14 protein-coding genes and 3 pseudogenes are annotated in these 15245 nt (G+C 45.8%); 6 read left to right on the top strand and 11 right to left on the bottom strand.

Features of this window, described 5'->3' with window-relative positions; translation table 11 throughout:
* The first annotated feature begins 2 nt into the window (after positions 1-2).
* Both ATI02_RS16680 and ATI02_RS32030 read left to right on the top strand, forming a co-directional pair.
* On the top strand, positions 3-632 hold the full coding sequence (locus ATI02_RS16680) for a hypothetical protein (RefSeq protein ID WP_100846833.1): 630 nt from the start codon (positions 3-5) through the stop codon (positions 630-632).
* Positions 633-914: 282 nt separating this feature from the next.
* On the top strand, positions 915-1451 hold the full coding sequence (locus ATI02_RS32030) for a hypothetical protein (protein WP_146166133.1): 537 nt from the start codon (positions 915-917) through the stop codon (positions 1449-1451).
* 24 nt (positions 1452-1475) lie between these two features.
* Here the strand turns inward: ATI02_RS32030 and ATI02_RS16685 are convergent, their stop codons facing one another.
* From ATI02_RS16685 to ATI02_RS16710, 6 genes and pseudogenes are all read right to left on the bottom strand, one after another.
* The gene (locus ATI02_RS16685; protein WP_238156310.1) at positions 1476-3173 is read right to left on the bottom strand and encodes a relaxase/mobilization nuclease domain-containing protein; all 1698 of its coding nucleotides are present in this window, start codon (positions 3171-3173) and stop codon (positions 1476-1478) included.
* 3 nt (positions 3174-3176) lie between these two features.
* Complete coding sequence (locus ATI02_RS16690; RefSeq protein WP_100846835.1) at positions 3177-3626, bottom strand: hypothetical protein; 450 nt, start codon at positions 3624-3626, stop codon at positions 3177-3179.
* Positions 3627-3679: 53 nt separating this feature from the next.
* Positions 3680-4129: a hypothetical protein gene (locus ATI02_RS16695; protein WP_100846836.1), complete on the bottom strand. Its 450-nt coding sequence runs from the start codon at positions 4127-4129 to the stop codon at positions 3680-3682.
* Between the two features lie 57 nt (positions 4130-4186).
* The gene (locus ATI02_RS16700; protein ID WP_100846837.1) at positions 4187-4507 is read right to left on the bottom strand and encodes a hypothetical protein; all 321 of its coding nucleotides are present in this window, start codon (positions 4505-4507) and stop codon (positions 4187-4189) included.
* A 429-nt stretch (positions 4508-4936) separates the two neighbouring features.
* Positions 4937-6664 carry a recombinase family protein gene (locus ATI02_RS16705; protein ID WP_100846838.1) on the bottom strand — a complete coding sequence of 576 codons (1728 nt, stop codon included), beginning with the start codon at positions 6662-6664 and terminating at the stop codon, positions 4937-4939.
* A 40-nt stretch (positions 6665-6704) separates the two neighbouring features.
* Positions 6705-7043, bottom strand: a pseudogene (locus tag ATI02_RS16710) (ATP-binding protein); the annotation flags it as partial.
* Between the two features lie 28 nt (positions 7044-7071).
* Here ATI02_RS16710 and ATI02_RS16715 point away from each other — a divergent pair.
* Positions 7072-8913 carry a recombinase family protein gene (locus tag ATI02_RS16715; RefSeq protein WP_100846839.1) on the top strand — a complete coding sequence of 614 codons (1842 nt, stop codon included), beginning with the start codon at positions 7072-7074 and terminating at the stop codon, positions 8911-8913.
* A 55-nt stretch (positions 8914-8968) separates the two neighbouring features.
* On the opposite strand, the gene ATI02_RS16720 is transcribed toward ATI02_RS16715, so the two are convergent.
* Positions 8969-9592 (bottom strand): recombinase family protein, encoded by a 624-nt coding sequence (locus ATI02_RS16720; protein ID WP_100846840.1) that lies wholly within the window; start codon positions 9590-9592, stop codon positions 8969-8971.
* 352 nt (positions 9593-9944) lie between these two features.
* Here ATI02_RS16720 and ATI02_RS16725 point away from each other — a divergent pair.
* Positions 9945-10664 (top strand): annotated as a pseudogene (locus ATI02_RS16725) (S-type pyocin domain-containing protein); the annotation flags it as partial.
* Positions 10665-10672: 8 nt separating this feature from the next.
* On the opposite strand, the gene ATI02_RS16730 reads toward ATI02_RS16725, so the two are convergent.
* Positions 10673-11835, bottom strand: a protein-coding gene (locus ATI02_RS16730; protein ID WP_095191983.1) for an IS3 family transposase whose coding sequence is annotated in 2 segments (ribosomal slippage) — positions 10673-11580 and positions 11580-11835 — 1164 coding nt in all. Because the reading frame shifts where the segments join, the coding sequence is not laid out codon by codon here.
* 64 nt (positions 11836-11899) lie between these two features.
* On the opposite strand from ATI02_RS16730, the pseudogene ATI02_RS16735 reads away from it, so the two are divergent.
* A pseudogene (locus tag ATI02_RS16735) lies at positions 11900-12511 on the top strand (S-type pyocin domain-containing protein); the annotation flags it as partial.
* 8 nt (positions 12512-12519) lie between these two features.
* Entirely contained in the window at positions 12520-12777 is a 258-nt protein-coding gene (locus tag ATI02_RS16740; protein ID WP_167394878.1) for a bacteriocin immunity protein, read from the top strand.
* Positions 12778-12962: 185 nt separating this feature from the next.
* Here the strand turns inward: ATI02_RS16740 and ATI02_RS16745 are convergent, their stop codons facing one another.
* The 3 genes from ATI02_RS16745 to ATI02_RS16755 all read right to left on the bottom strand — a co-directional run bounded on the left by ATI02_RS16745 (position 12963) and on the right by ATI02_RS16755 (position 15064).
* Positions 12963-13172 carry a hypothetical protein gene (locus tag ATI02_RS16745; protein ID WP_100846842.1) on the bottom strand — a complete coding sequence of 70 codons (210 nt, stop codon included), beginning with the start codon at positions 13170-13172 and terminating at the stop codon, positions 12963-12965.
* A 160-nt stretch (positions 13173-13332) separates the two neighbouring features.
* Entirely contained in the window at positions 13333-14463 is a 1131-nt protein-coding gene (locus ATI02_RS16750; RefSeq protein WP_202864029.1) for an XRE family transcriptional regulator, read from the bottom strand.
* Positions 14429-15064, bottom strand: coding sequence for a hypothetical protein (locus ATI02_RS16755; protein ID WP_100846843.1), 636 nt, complete (start codon positions 15062-15064; stop codon positions 14429-14431). Before ATI02_RS16755 ends, ATI02_RS16750 begins: the two co-directional genes overlap by 35 nt.
* Positions 15065-15245 lie beyond the last annotated feature (181 nt).

Here is a 15245-nt window from a genome sequence, read left to right on the forward strand (position 1 = left end):
TTATGAAAAAAATGATGTTGCTTTTACCGCTTTTATTCTCAGTTAATGCTTTTGCTGTTGAGAATCCTTGTGCAAACGGTTGCACATATTCGCAAATACAGGACTACAACAAAGCAAATTTCAAATCTTCTGAGCAGATGATTCAAGAAGCTGACGAAATGGAAGCAGAAATGTATAGAAAATGGGTTAAAGAACATGAAGAAGCACAAGCAAGAGCCGACGCTTTACCGAAATATGTAGCGAAACCGATGGGTGAAAAAGACAACTGCGTTTCAAGATTTTACAAAGAAGCTGATGGCATTATCGGTGATAAGTCGATCCTCTACATCGACGTTAGAGAAATCGGCGGCGGAAAATGCACTTTCGAAATAAAATTGATGGCAGAAGAAATGTGTAATTATTTTGATAGTTTTTCAAGCATGGCAACGCCGGGATGGTCAATGGCTGAATGGTGTCGATATACCGCAGAGAAAAACGCGGCAATGGCTCCTTTTAGTGGTGTCAGAGCAACTGACGATGTTAAAAGACAAATCAAAGCAAAATTATTACCGGTTGAACAAAAGCACCATGAAAACATTACTCGACTTTTCAATGGGGAAGAAGAACGAGTTAAATCATTGAACAGAAAATGACGACTTTTGTTCGCATTTGATTTTTTAATATTATTATATATAATAATATTAACAACATCTTTTCCAACATGAAAAATTCAAAAATACTCTACTGCTCACACTTCGCAATTATCGCGTCGTGTGCTTTTTTCGTTTCTATTAAATTTACAATGCCGGAAGCAATAACAACGCCAAGCACAGTTTTTTTGCAGCGTTAGAATGCTTCGCAATTTTTGCTTTATTCAAAATGCACGGCATCAACAAAAAGGATAAACAAACAACCAACAATAACGAGGTATCACAATGATCAGACTTTCACTTTTAACAATCGCATTATTTTCTTCAATATCAGTTCAAGCAGCTTACGTTATCAAAGTGCCAATGGAACAAAATCGCGGCGGGCCTTTACAAAATAATAGTATTGCTTTCGTCAGTGGAAACGTTGGTAATGGTGGGAATGGTTCAAATCCAACAACACCAGATCCAACACCAGAAGAACCAAAACCAGAGGAACCATCAAGGGAAAGCGTTTGTATTGCTGCAAAGCAAAATGTAATCAGTATCGCAGCAGCACAAAATCTAGGCGTGACTGTGAAATACATTACCCCGATGCAGGCTGATAGATGCGTCTTGATGGTTATGTCAATTGGAAAATTTACAGATAAAGCATCATTGGTTAATTTTGGTAATTCAATATTAAGCTTGAATATTGAAAATTATTCTGTCGGCGTACAAAGGTACAGCAGCTCAACATTAGACACCTTTATAAGCTCAGGAATTACAGACGTTAACGCACAAGCTGATAAATTGTGGTCGCGATACCTAACTGATAAGAAATAAAAGAAACGCCTTGAAGGCGTTTTTTTAATGAGGTCTTAACTGTTGTAGTCTTCTTCTTTCGTTTTGATGAGCTTCGTTTTCTGCACTTTGTTGCTGACTTCTAGCTTCTCTATCAAGTGATGCCATTTCTGCCAACATTTCAGCTTGAACGCCAACAACGTCTTTTGATGTGAACACATCAACAGCAGCATTCAACACACCTTCCGCCACAATAGACACACCTTCAACCGCAATTCCTGCACCTTTCAAAGCAGTGTTTTCAGCAGTCGCACCAATTGAAGGTTTTTCATCCGCGATTTCAGGAGCTTTTTCAACCGATAAAGCTTTGATATTACGTTCTTCAATAGGCTTCTTAAAATCAGGGTTTTCGAGCTTCAATTTTTCAAGTGGTGCTTTTTCGATTGGTAAAGATTTAACATTATTTTCATCTGGTCGATTATAGAACTTCGTTTGATCGTCAAGCTTTCTTTGTAGTTCTTCAATGTCTTTCTTTGACGGTTTATAACCTTTGAGCGTGTAGCCTTTTTCATCGAGCTTCATCAAATTGAATTGCATCCAGATTTCGCGTCTGTATTTGTCACCGCCCGAAGTGTACAAGGTAGATGGATTTCCATCTTCTGTTAATTTTTGCAGGCCGGCTTTTGCTGATGACGGTGTAACATTCCTATGTGTAACCGTTCCAGATGTTGCATCGAATTCAAAAGCTTTTTGTTTATTGATGTTGTAATAGTAGTTACCTTGATCATCATAGTGATAATTTTTATACAAGGTTTTTTGCATCTTTAAACCTTTGTAAAAATCCGCCATTTCTTTGCGGCTTTCGTTGCTCGCTTGCGATCCATAATTGCTGTAAGACTTTTGAGGTTCTGGCTCAGGTTCATGATCCTGAGCTGGTGGCTTCTGTGGTTGATTGGTTGGGGCTTCATTGGTAGGGGCCGCAATCGTCACAGAACCCTCATTCCCGGCCTTATCTGTGTGAAGTGATGCAAGGGTAGCGGCAAACTCAGGATCGTCGCCTAATGCCGCTTTTAACGTCTTGTAGGACACGGCAAGATCGGAAGCCTTGAAGGTTTGACCGTCTTTTGTCATTGAATAAGCATCTTTGCCACTGTGGTGAATGTCGAAGCCAGCAGCATTGGCAAGCATCAAGAATTCAGAAGGATTCAACGCATTATCCAGAATGGCTTTTAATTCTTTCTTAAAGGTTTTTTTGTACTCATCTTCGTCTTTTGGCTTGCGATGTTCATTGTAAAGCCCATATTTCAATTCAAGCTTTTTGATGATCGGATTGTAATCAATCATCTTGTTATTGACCTTTTTGGTTTCGAGATCGGTCAAGTGGATCATGGCGTGAACGTGATGGTGCTCGGTGTTTCTTTCCACAACAAAAAGATAATGGCGATTATCGTTTAGGCTGTTTTTAACCCCATTCTTTAAATAGACTTCTTTCGCCATTTGGATCATTTGTGCATCGGTGAATTTGTCGCCTTCACTTGGGTGAAGCGACAGCATATTAAACTGATATAGATTTTTTTGATTGTGAACGCGGTCGCCTTCAAAAACATTTTTTATTCTTGTGGCGTATTCCATATTTGATTCACCTTCCAAACGGGGGATGGTGCAATCTATTGCGTCACCTTCTGGGTTAAGTTTTAAAAGGTAGTTGGCTGATGATCTGGTTCTATTTCCGCCTCCTTTTCTATACATCATTTTATTGATCATGGCTTACACCCCCTTTTTTTTCTTGGCCTTAATAACATCTTTGAGGGTCAAGTCTGTCAAACGCTTTACGTTTTCTTCGTAAAAGCAGTAACCTTTAACTGCACGATCTAGATTTGCAGAAAACGAAACTATGGCGTTTAAATTCTTTCCATCATCCTTTTCTAGGTAGTTGATCAGAGTTTGAAACTTTTCAGGCTTTTTTTGAATATGGTCTATGCCTTTCTTGATGTTGCTTCCAAGATCCTTGGCTTTTGATAAAACGGTACTGTATTTCTCGACCTCGCTCACTAAGACGATCCCGGAATTATTTATTGAATTTAGTACGAGTTCGACAACTGATTTTGAGTTGGTCGCAGCCATTGCGGCTAGTAAAAAATCTTTTTCTTCTTGCGTAACGCGGAGTGTAAAACGTTTGTCTCTGTTTCTTACTCTTGGTTTTTTATCATTACTCATGGTTCTCCTGATCGATGTGTTTTATTTGGTGAACAAAGGCCGGGGCCTGTTGTTCATAGTCTTCCTTCTGCTAAGTCAATGATAAAAATTGCCAGCATCTTTATGTCTAGTCTGTCTTGTCCGTGTATCTTGTGATCATGGTTGTTTTCAGCAGCAGACAACGCAATTGATTGTATATCGCTAGCGAGTCGGCAAATAATATCACCTAGTTTCTTGCTTCCATCTGGATAGCTATCTAAAAAGTCCTGCAAAATCACATTTTCATACCAATCCATCTCATCTGTTTTCTCATGATACCCCCTGACGAAATTTACAATTGGTTCCAATTCTTTTAGACGCTGTTCATCCTTCTGTTTTTTTTGTGCTCTCATTTCAAGCATGAAGCCTTTCGAGAACACGCCGCGTTTTATGTAATCCAGTTCTTTTGGGGTAAGTGCTGGTTTTGCAGGTAAGTCATCTCCGAAATCAAAGTCATCGAATAAGTCATCTATATTGTCTGTCATAATTTCCTTCTATTGTTAATTTTGTGAACAAAGGCCGAGGCCTATTGTTCGTGTTTGTTACACTATTCTTAAATCATTGCGAAGGCTTGCAGCAAGAAACATCTGAAACAACATCACGTAAAGCATGGTTTGGTGATTGTCAATTTTCTGAGAGCCTAACGCCAACATTGTCACTTCGTTAAATACTTTCATCGCTTGGGCATTATCACCACTGAAAACTAATTCGTGATCTATTTTTACCCTGGCCTTTAAATCTTTTTCAATGCCACTTGTAAACTCGTAAACCCTTTGCATCGCGTAATTGAGAGTTAAATCCATATTACCTAAATTTGAGCTGACGTAATTTACTATTTCTTGTAGTTCTTCAATACTCTTCATAATTATCCTCATGATATGTTTTTTGTTTTTCTGTAATGTCGAAGCATTACAGTGACCGGCTTTTGATTTTCTGTAATGTCCAAAGACATTGCAGCAACCGGCTTTTGACTTTCTGTAATATCCGAAGGTATTACAGCAACCGGCTTTTGACTTTGCTTTTGCCTTTGATCTTGATTTTAGTTTTCAAACGAAGTGCGAAAACCAAGCGGCCCGTCCCGAAGGGTGGACAGACATACCGTCAGGTATGGCAGTCCAAGGGCCTTGCTTGCAAAGTCTTGAAAGCTTACTAATACAATTACCATATTATAATGTGCTGTCAAATTAGTGGACTGCCAACTTTGTAAAAATATGGACTGCCAATTTAGGACTGCCAAAAAAAAGGCCATCCAAATTTGGACAGCCATTTTATTAAACGTTTGATGGTTAGACTTATATAACTGCGTTCATGTGTGCGTTCAAATTATCAATACCGAATTCTTTCAATGGATTGTGAAGCGTGAATTTTTTTCCTACCCGATAGATCTCTGCATCTTTTTTATCCCGAACGACCATGAATACTGTTCGAGTTTTGGCTTCATAGTTAAAAACGAACTTGAGGCCATTCGATTTAAAGAAGTGATTGAGCTTCAAACGGCCTTCATCAGTGCTGTATAACTCGATAATGTCCTTATAAGAATAGATTTCAAGGCTGCTTTCAGCGGTGTCTATCTGAGCACTTAAAGCATCTATATCAGCTTTTGCATTCTCATATGCTAGCTCTGCATCTGCCATTTGTTGAATGAAGAATGAAGGGATGCGGCCATCTTTATACTGTGAAAAAGATGCGGTCATGTTCTCATAAATTGATTTCGCTTTCGCAAGTTCATTTTCCGCTTCATAAAATTCCACTTTTATCGCTTCTGTTGCTGTTGATTTACTAAACAATGATAAAAATTGGTTTTCAAAGTTTTCCATGTCAATTTCATCATCTTCCATGTTGCTTTTGTAATCCGCTGGCATTTCATTCGCCCATGGATGAACGTCAAAGTCGTCGTCTTCACAGGTTAATTGCCTGACTAGCTGCAATAGAGTGCCGAAAGCAAAATCAAATCGAAAGCGGGGAACGTCGCAATGACTTAATGTCTCTTTTCGTGTGTAACAATGAAAATAACCGTATTTAATACCTTTTTGATTTATTGATTTTTCAAACATAAGGCTTTGACCACATGCGGCACATTTCACGCAATGCTTGAAAATGTTAAGATAGCCTTCTGTATTCCGTCCATAGTCTTTGACTTTTCCACGTTGCTTCATTGCTTGCAAAGCGTCTTGAAATTCTTTGTGCGTTAAGATTGCGGGATAATAGTTTTCAATATAACGCTCAAAAACCTTCTTTTTACCTTCTCGTTTTTGCGACATTAGCGATCCGATGGGGTAGCGACTAGTCAGCATTAAATGAACGGTTTTACGTGACCATTTTCTTTTTGATGTAAGATTTACTTTTTTAAGAGTGTTGGACACGCCTTCGTATTTCAAGCCTTCAAAGATTTGTTTAATTTCTTTGGCTTCTTCTTCTACGATTTCAAAGCCGTTGGTTTCGATGTTATGCCGTAGACCATATGGAAGGTTATGAGCATTGAAAGGCACACCGTCTGTTGCTTTGGTCTTGGCTTTATTCCAAGCGGAACGCCGACGCTTTGACTTGATTTCGCTTTCTTCGTTTGCACGTTTAGCAATGAGACTGATCATCAAAAGATTTTCAAAGTCTTTATCAGGGTCTTCATATGAATAGATTTTGTTGTCGGTGGTGGTGTAGAGCTTCACACCTTTTTTCAAGATTCCGTCTTGGATCAATGCCACACCGTCAAGCACACGCATGCGGGTTATTCGGTCGATACTCTCAACGACCAAAAAATCACCTTTCCTGATTTCCCCGGATTCGATCCGATCAAGAATGCCTTTGAGCTTCCCTACTTTTGAGTTTTCCCCTGTGAACGCTGATCGACCGGGATCAATGATGGTTTCAACGACTGGGACACCTGTGGACGATGTGAAGAACTCCAACGGGCTTGTCTGCCGGTCATAACTGTCTTTGTCGTCACCACCCTGCACGGTGCTAGACCAACGGACGTAGGCGATTGCCAGAGGCTTGGTTCGGTCGATTTTCAGGGTTTCCATGTGTCCTAGTCCTGATGTTCAAAAGTGCATGATACGTCTATCCGTTCTCCAGCGGCTCGCGCAGCACCTCCAGCACCTTGCGATCAAACTCCGGCAGTTCATCGAGAAACAGCACGCCGTGGTGGGCGAGGGTGATTTCGCCGGGTTGCGGTTTTGAGCTGCCACCCACAAGCGCCGGGCCGGATGCGGAATGGTGCGGCTGGCGAAACGGCCGCTGTGGCCAATGGGTCAATGGCACGCCGCTGGCGACAGATTGAATCGCCGCAACCTCAAGGGCTTCGCATTCAGACAGCGGCGGGAGCAACCCCGGCAATCGACTGGCCAACAATGTCTTGCCCGTTCCCGGTGGCCCGCTGAACAACAAGTTGTGTGATAATGCACCGCATATTATTTCAAGTTGATTAGCCATGACGTCCAAGCCCAAGGCATACAGCTATATTCGCTTTTCCAGTCCAGAACAGGCTCGTGGTGACAGTCGTCGGCGGCAGTCAGTGGCGGCCGTTGAGTACGCAAAAGAACACGGTTTGGAGCTCGTCAAGGACGCTGAATACGCTTTCGCTGACCTTGGCGTGAGTGCGTACAGGGGTGACCACGTAAATCGCTTGTCGAGCAATCTAGGGCGATTCTATGAGTACGTAAAAGCGGGCAAAATCGAACCTGGGTCTTACCTCCTTGTGGAATCGTTGGATCGGCTTAGCCGTGAACAAGTCCCAGAGGCACTAAGCCGGTTTTTACTATTGTTGAATGCGGACATTATCGTCGTAACATTCGGAGATGGCACGGTCTACAAGAAGTCATCCGATTCAATTCAGTTAATTATGTCCATCATTCATATGGGTAGGGCACATCAGGAATCGCACTGGAAAGGAAGTCGTGTCTCTGATGCATGGCAAGAAAAACAAGCATTGGCACGTTCCGAGGGTAAACCGATAGGTGCCGCATGTCCCCAATGGTTGAAGTTCGACGGTGAAAAATACCAAGTGATCCCGGAAAGGGTGGAAGTGGTAAAGCGCGTTTTTGCGTTGACCATACAGGGCTATGGGCAGCGGGCAATTGTTAAATTGTTTAATCATGAGGGCGTTCCTGTATTCGGAACCAAGAACAGGAACAAATCCGGGCTTTGGGGTAATAGCTCAATAGCAAAAATATTGGGCAATAGATCTGTTTTGGGTGAATACCAACCAAATATTTGGAAGAATAATAAACGTTCGCCGTCTGGCAATGTGATTGAAGGTTACTATCCGAGCATCGTTGATCAAGATGTGTTCTATGCCGCGTGGAATGAAAGGAAAGTCAGAGATGTTTCCAAAGTAACGAATCAATCCACGAACTTCAACTTGTGGTCAAAAATCGCAATCTGCTCGTATTGTGGGTCAGCGATGCATCTTGTTGATAAAGGTAGGCCGCCGAAGGGTCAAAAATACCTTCGTTGTTCTAAATCCTCCAAAGGCGCCTGTGATAATAAGTCGATTCGTCTTGATCAATCTGAACTGATCTTCAAAGAAATGCTTGCCAAGATTAATTTGATCGGGGTAGTAAAGAATGATGTGGTGGCGCTGCGAAACAACATTACAGAGTTGAGCGGTCGTATCAGTGCCACTAGTTTAAAGTTGCAAGATTTGAATGAGCTGATCAAGGAGTATCCATCAGCTTCTCTGGCTCAGTCGATAAAAGAAGTTGATTTACAGATCCAGAATTATATCAGCGAGCGTGATAGGTTGACTGGCTTGGTCGCCGCGCAACATGTAATTGATAAAGCCCGGTTTATGGCGGATTTGGACTTAAATACATATGAAGGTCGATATTTAGCTAATCAGCAGGTTCGGAGGCAGCAGATCAAGGTTCGTATGAAGCGTGACGAAGTGCGAATCCAATTCAATGTCCAATCGGATAGTATCCCCAAGCTTGCGTTCGTCTGGGATCATGGTAAAGATTGGATTATTGTACCCCTATCGAGAGAGTCTCTGCGCGCCAGCATTCGTCAGAATGATATGGCTAAAACAGCGTTAGTTGAGAGGCTTCCGAAATTGATGGAGGCAGTAAGGCTGGATGAAAGCATGCAGCCATACATAGAAATTCTATCGTCCGAAGGTGAACGGTATAAAGCCGATTACAAACTTTCTGTAAGAGACGTGCAGCGGGTGCAAGCAGCCACCGATAGATGGTTGGCAACACTTAATGAGAATTCTCCGACATCAGAGAATGATGAAGCGTTACTTATTGGGTGCGAAGACCCGAAGCTGGCTTAGTCGATGGTACCGACGGAGTCCCTTAAAATTACTGCACCCCCGCCATAGGGGTGGGTCAGCCGGTGGAAGTTTTTTTGATTCGATAGACCGTTGCAACACCAACCTCTGCAAGTTTTGCAATATCATTCGCAGACATCGTTGGGTGTTTGGCCATCAACAATTTTACTTTTGCCCATTTTTCGATGTTCTTGCCTTTTCCAACTGGCGTCCACTTCGGGTCTGCAAGGCGCTTGTTCTCCAAGCCTTGTCTGATTCGCTCAACACGTTTTTCTTGATCAAGGCGTGCCATCGTAGCCATGAGATCCAGCAGCATACTATTGATTACTGCCATGATCTGGCCGGTCATCCCCTTGTCGTCAATCAACATGTGAGTAGTAGGTAAATCTGCAATCACAAGGCGTAAGCCCTTTGCTTTGATCTTGGCTTTCAATGTTTCCCAATCCAATTGGGACAGACGGCTTAGACGGTCAACACTTTCACACACAATGCATTCACCGGGTTGGGCAGCATCCAGCAATCGCATTAGCTCTGGACGATCTAGCGTTGTCCCGCTGACGTGCTCCGAATAAACACCGAGAACGACAAGACCTTTGTCTTTAACGAATGCATCCAAGCTAGCTTTCGCTCTGAGTGCGTCTTGATCTTTGGTACTGGCTCTAAGGTACAGATGTGCGTTCAATTTTTTATCCTTTGTAGTTGTGTTTGATAGATCTATGATAAATCGATCATATATCTATCTGCAATAGGTTTTTGATAGGGGGGAGGTGACGCTTATCGAACTACCAGAAAAGTAGACTCTTTTGATAGTGTCAAAGGCTGCTGATCGAGCAGCAGTCGCACCTAGAAGCGAATGGCCACCATTCAACAGCAATAGCTAACTCGGTATCCTGCGCACCTCAGCAAATGACACGGAACACAGGGAGCGTTCAGCAGGTATTTGGGATTTATCCTACAGCCAGTGTCTGGGCTTCCCGGTAACGTCATCCTGCCCCAGCCTCAGGTTGGAATTCCCCAAGGACGAAAGGAAACCCATGTCTGGCTATGTACCCAACCCACCCAAGGGCTACCGCTACAGCGGCGTTGAGCCTGTTGACATCCATGCCCAGCGTTGGACGGAATACCCAGAACTCCCCACCGAAGAAGAAGCTAAGGCGAATAGCTCGGGCTGTGTGTTCGCCAAGAGCTGCGACCTCCCAAACGGCGTTATTGACCACATCAAAACAGCCGGATTCGTTCCCGTTGAAAAGGTGGGCAACTACGGTGAGTTTTCCATTCTCGGTGGCCGTGAAACGGATGCAGCCGGGAACATTCCCCTCAAGAAGATCAGTGGTAACTCGTTACCCGCTGCACTGGGCACCCTTCTATTAGGTGGTGCTGCTACGGCTGCTGGTGTGTCATGTGGTGGGTTATGCACTGCTGGCGCTGTAGCTGGTGGGAGCGTTGCAACCGGTGCAAGTGCTGGGGCCACTACTGGTGGAGTGGTTACGGCTGGTGTTGCTGCTGGGGCACTGGCCGGTGTCGTTGCATTGCTGTGGCCTTCCAGTTTGGGCGATAGCAGCCTGTACACAGAACAACAGCTTAAATCCCTTGAGAAAGCCCGTACACGTGTTCGAATCCACGTCGAACAGCAGGCGGATGGCACCTTAAAGGGATACGGATACAACACCCAGAAGCGCACCGACTGGGAGATGATTTCGGTGGTGCAATTCGTTGAACAAGGCTCTCAGCAAGTGGCGGACTTCGGCGACGGATGTAGTGGTCAACTAATCCCGGACACGACGTTAAGTTTTTTCTCGGCCTGAGCTGGGGCCAGTCCGTTGTTGAATTGGTGCGGTCTAATCCAGTTGTACCGATGCATCAGGTAATGACTGATGTCGCGGTGCGCTTCTTGAGCTGTCATGTAGCCCACGGTCGGTATCCATTCAGTTTTCAAGCTGCGAAACACACGCTCCATCGGCGCGTTATCCCAGCAGTTTCCACGACGGCTCATGCTTTGGCGCATGCGGTAACGCCAGAGCCGTTGGCGAAACTGGCGACTGCCATATTGCGAGCCCTGATCCGAGTGAAACAGAAGCCCTTGAGGCCTGCCACGCTGTTCGTAAGCCATGTCCAACGCCTTGATGACCAGATCCGCATCCGGCTTGTTCGACAGCGCCCAGCCCACCACTCGGCGCGCGTAAAGATCCATAACGACAGCCAGGTAATGCCATTTCCCTTGAGCCCAGATGTAGGTGATGTCGCCACACCAGACCTGATTCGGCGCCGGCACATCAAACTCTCGATTCAATATGTTCGGAATGTCAGGCCGCTCAACCGTCGCTTGTTTGTAGGCATGTGATCCAGGTTGTTTACTGACCAACTCCAGTTCCCGCATCAGGCCTCGCACCTTGAACCGCCCAATTTGCTCGCCGTCTTCCTGCATCATCGACACGATGCTGCGGCTACCGGCGGCGCTTCGACTTTGCGTAAACAGTTCGTTAACCCGGCTGCGCAACCGAAGCCGCTCAACGTCTGGAGTTCGGCGCCTGAGACGATGGGCGTAGTAACACGAACGAGTGACGTCAAAGACTGCGCAAAGCCAATCAACCGGCTCTTGGGGGCTCAGTTGATCAATCAGCGCGTGCGCTCGTGCTCTTCCGACATCAAGAGCGCGGTAGCCTTTTTTAAAATGGATTTCTCCCGCTCAAGTCGAGCGATTCGAGCTTCCAATTCCTGGATTTTCTGTTGCTCTGGCGTCAGCGCTTTACTCTGCGGAGTAACGCCAGTGCGCTCCTGCTGAAGCTGATTAACCCAGCGGCGCAACGCGGACTCAACCACACCAAGCGAGCGGCTGGCTTCGATATGGCTATAGCCTTGATCGAGCACGAGGCCTGCGGCCTCGCGTTTGAATTCAGCGGAAAAAGAACGACGTTGTTTGGTCATCAGACACCTCTATCTGGCGAGCATTCTCGCCTAAATGGGTGTCCGGTTTCATTAGACCACTACAGGAGTTACCCTGATATGGACACCAGCCGTTGACCCGTCCAGTACGTCAGGGATCCCACCGTTAGAGGGTGCACCCCAAGCTCCACAGATATGGATTTATCCGCCTACCGAACAAGCGGATAACATGATCGTCAGCCCTATCTACCCTGACGAATACAAGGATTTCATTCTTGTATTCCCGGCTGATTCTGGCATTCAGCCGCTGTACATCGTGATGAATGTCCGGCTTGATCCCGGCACCGTTACGGGACAGGGAAAGGATGTGACGGGCATTTGGCTCGCTGGGGCAACTTCTGGACTCGGTGCACCTATACCTACAGAGATTGCAGACCAACTCAGGGGCAAGAGCTTCGGCACCTTCGATAGTTTCAGGCGGGCACTCTGGAAAGCTGTAGGTGGTAGCGGATTGGTGGAGCAATTCACAGACAATAATGTTGATCGAATGCGTGAGGGTAAGGCGCCAAAGGCACGTTACAGGGACAGAGCAGGTAAACGCAGTTCGTTCGAGCTTCACCACGCGGACGAAGTTGCCAAAGGCGGGAAAGTCTACGATGTCGATAACCTGAACGTCGTTACTCCCAAACACCACATCGACATACACAGAAACGGATGACGCCAACAATGAAGACCGATATCACCGATTACACCGAAGACGAATTCATCAGCTTCATGCACAAGCTGTTAGCTGAAAACAAGGCAGCAACCGACGACGTGCTAGATGTCCTCCTAGACCAATTCTGCGAGTTGACTGGCCACCCAGATGGCACCGACCTCATCTACTACCCAGAGGGAGGCTCGAACGGATCAGCAGAGGACGTGACACGTGTTGTGAAGGCTTGGCGTGCTGCTCAGGGCTTACCGGGGTTCAAAGGCGACTAATCAAGTGCCTGGGAGGGAGTGTGCCGACTGAGGGTAGTGGGTTTCGGATGCGAACCTCGTTTTTCGGATACTTGTAGCTCGCCCACACCAATGGACTGTCATCCTGCACAAATTCGGGCGTGGGCGAGTGATCCAGATTCTACCAGTTGCCAAGCTGGCATGAATCGAGGGACGTTTCATTCTGGCTATTCCTGACGCAGTACCCGTATTGCGCTCGCAATCCCTTCAGCATTCAAATCGAGTGTTTGCAGCGCTGTGACAGCGTTATCGGCAACGTCTACCGAACCTCGTTCGGCGACCCATTTGGCAAGCTCTTCAATGGCAGCACCGATTCCGTTCTGATTCATCATCAGCAGCTCGATGGCGTTGGCTAGAGCTTCATCACGATCTGACATGGCAGGGTTCTTCATTGATGGGGTTAAATCATCCTAGCCGGAAAAAAGGACATCAGCTGATCAGCATCGAATTGATTCCAAATGAGTACAGATCTACCCATCTGAAATGAGATGTGGTTCATTTGTCGACAAATATAAGCCCCAAAATATGGGGCTTATATCATTTCACAAGCTGTAACGCAGGTCGTGATATCACTTGCGTTTGCTCTTCAGTACCAAATTTTACGGGCAGTATCTCTGATAGAAATTCGGTTGTTACACCTAGATGTTCCGCTAGCGCGTGATTCGTGATGCCATGATGTTCATAAAGCACCTTGAGTGCTGCGATGATCATTTCTGGTTGTTCACGAACGCAATAAGGATCCTCTTTTTCGACTATGCCCTCACCTTGGTTTTTCAAATAGATGACTGCCCCCCGATACTGGTAGTCGTCTATCAGCCCTAAAGACTTTGCACGGTAGATAATCGCCGCCTTGCTGACTTGAAAATCCATTTTCATCTTACTAATCCCTATCCAGTCCAAACGACTGCCGCGACGGGGAAAGGCTTTCAAAAATGTAGATCTTGGAATCAAGAATGCGGAAGCAAAGCGGTTGGCTTCAGATTCTGTTTTGCGATCACCAGTGACTTGCCCTTCATGCAGTACTAGATGGCCTAACTCATGAGCAATGTCAAACCGAAGTCTAAATGGGCTCTGTTTTGCTTCGTTTCGCACAATAACGGGTCTGCGAGACGTAATTGACAGGGCATCTACTTCTGTAGACGTGTCTTGAAATAGGGTGACAACCGCCCCGGCACGCTCGACAACTCTGACCATATGGGAAATCGGCCCGAAGCCTAACCCCCAGTATGAGCGCAGTCGTTCAGCGGCTTGTTCAATTTCCTCTGTAGTTTCAGCCCCAGATTCATCTGGAAAATCGACCGCAGGCAAGCGAACCTTAGTGTCGATGAACTCTACCAACTGGTCAAAAACCGTGCCTCTGGCTAACACTTTTTGTTTCATGCTGGCCTTGGTGGTTGCCAGCTTGCGGAAGTGTGCCTGTTCCTCAGATAACGAAACCCCGACGGGTTTGAAGAAAAACGTCGGGGCCACGTGAAGGGAGCACGCTAAATCCTGTGTTGTTGGGTCATCTTGTTTCAACTTCCCCTTGCCATTTTCTAATTGCGAAACATATTGGCGAGTTTTGCCAATATCTTCCGCTATATCGTTGAGGGTCTTGCCCCAGTAGTGGCGGGCCAGGCGTAGCTGACTACCCTTAAATACCCCGTCCATTTCTATCAACGGCTTCATCATCTTTACCTTCGGCCGTATCTTCGTCTATCGGAGACAGTTCAATTGGTTCTAGTTCCGCAGCAACCGGAATTATATTGTCCGCTGCCGCAAGAGTCCTGACGCGTTCGGCGTTGTATCGCCATTGCGCAATCAAAGTGCCATCGCGTTCTGCATGTGCTTCATACCCCACGAAATAGACTTGATGCTCATCTTCGTCGGTGATCGCTCGTTCGATGATGAACCGCCATAGGTATTCCGAATGGGCATCTTCCTCAAACAACTGCAATTGTCGGGCTTCAGAGCTCGTAGGATTTAGCACGCGCATTTTCTTTGGATTTTCGTGATCGTCAAGGAAAAAACGTACGGTTTCGCTACCGATGCCTATCAATAGGTCGTTCCCGGCATGCTTAATGGTCAGCCAAGAATGATCCCCCGATTGTGCAAGCTGGAGGAGCGCGTTTTTGATACGCGCCCACGACAAGGTTCCACGACTGTAGGAGCAGTCAAGGTCAGTACTGGCGGTACGCAAAGCATCATCGAGCACGTCGAGAATACGCTCTGCAATGATACTGAGACGACTGGATGTCAAGCTTGAGGAGATTTCCGATGGTTTGTTCATGCGCCCGCCATACTGTTCTTATGCCGTGATTTGTAAAGCATGATTGTGCCGAAACGAAAATTTGTCAAGCGCTAGGGGCATGTGTTGCTTTGTTCTTAAGTCTTTCTCTGTCGGGCATTGATGCATGGGCTTGGATCGGAGACCTTAACGCGCTTGTTCCCTCGCCTCTGAAGCACGGAAT

It is taken from the genome of Pseudomonas baetica (genome assembly GCF_002813455.1).
In the GTDB taxonomy this organism is placed as follows: domain Bacteria; phylum Pseudomonadota; class Gammaproteobacteria; order Pseudomonadales; family Pseudomonadaceae; genus Aquipseudomonas; species Aquipseudomonas baetica.

Bases quoted from the DNA above. Each gene is read 5' to 3' on its own strand.
- ATI02_RS16680 (WP_100846833.1), top strand. From the start codon at position 3: ATGAAAAAAATGATGTTGCTTTTACCGCTTTTATTCTCAGTTAATGCT.
- ATI02_RS32030 (WP_146166133.1), top strand. From the start codon at position 915: ATGATCAGACTTTCACTTTTAACAATCGCATTATTTTCTTCAATATCA.
- ATI02_RS16685 (WP_238156310.1), bottom strand. From the start codon at position 3,173: ATGATCAATAAAATGATGTATAGAAAAGGAGGCGGAAATAGAACCAGA.
- ATI02_RS16690 (WP_100846835.1), bottom strand. From the start codon at position 3,626: ATGAGTAATGATAAAAAACCAAGAGTAAGAAACAGAGACAAACGTTTT.
- ATI02_RS16695 (WP_100846836.1), bottom strand. From the start codon at position 4,129: ATGACAGACAATATAGATGACTTATTCGATGACTTTGATTTCGGAGAT.
- ATI02_RS16700 (WP_100846837.1), bottom strand. From the start codon at position 4,507: ATGAAGAGTATTGAAGAACTACAAGAAATAGTAAATTACGTCAGCTCA.
- ATI02_RS16705 (WP_100846838.1), bottom strand. From the start codon at position 6,664: ATGGAAACCCTGAAAATCGACCGAACCAAGCCTCTGGCAATCGCCTAC.
- ATI02_RS16715 (WP_100846839.1), top strand. From the start codon at position 7,072: ATGACGTCCAAGCCCAAGGCATACAGCTATATTCGCTTTTCCAGTCCA.
- ATI02_RS16740 (WP_167394878.1), top strand. From the start codon at position 12,520: ATGAAGACCGATATCACCGATTACACCGAAGACGAATTCATCAGCTTC.
- ATI02_RS16745 (WP_100846842.1), bottom strand. From the start codon at position 13,172: ATGTCAGATCGTGATGAAGCTCTAGCCAACGCCATCGAGCTGCTGATG.
- ATI02_RS16750 (WP_202864029.1), bottom strand. From the start codon at position 14,463: ATGAAGCCGTTGATAGAAATGGACGGGGTATTTAAGGGTAGTCAGCTA.
- ATI02_RS16755 (WP_100846843.1), bottom strand. From the start codon at position 15,064: ATGAACAAACCATCGGAAATCTCCTCAAGCTTGACATCCAGTCGTCTC.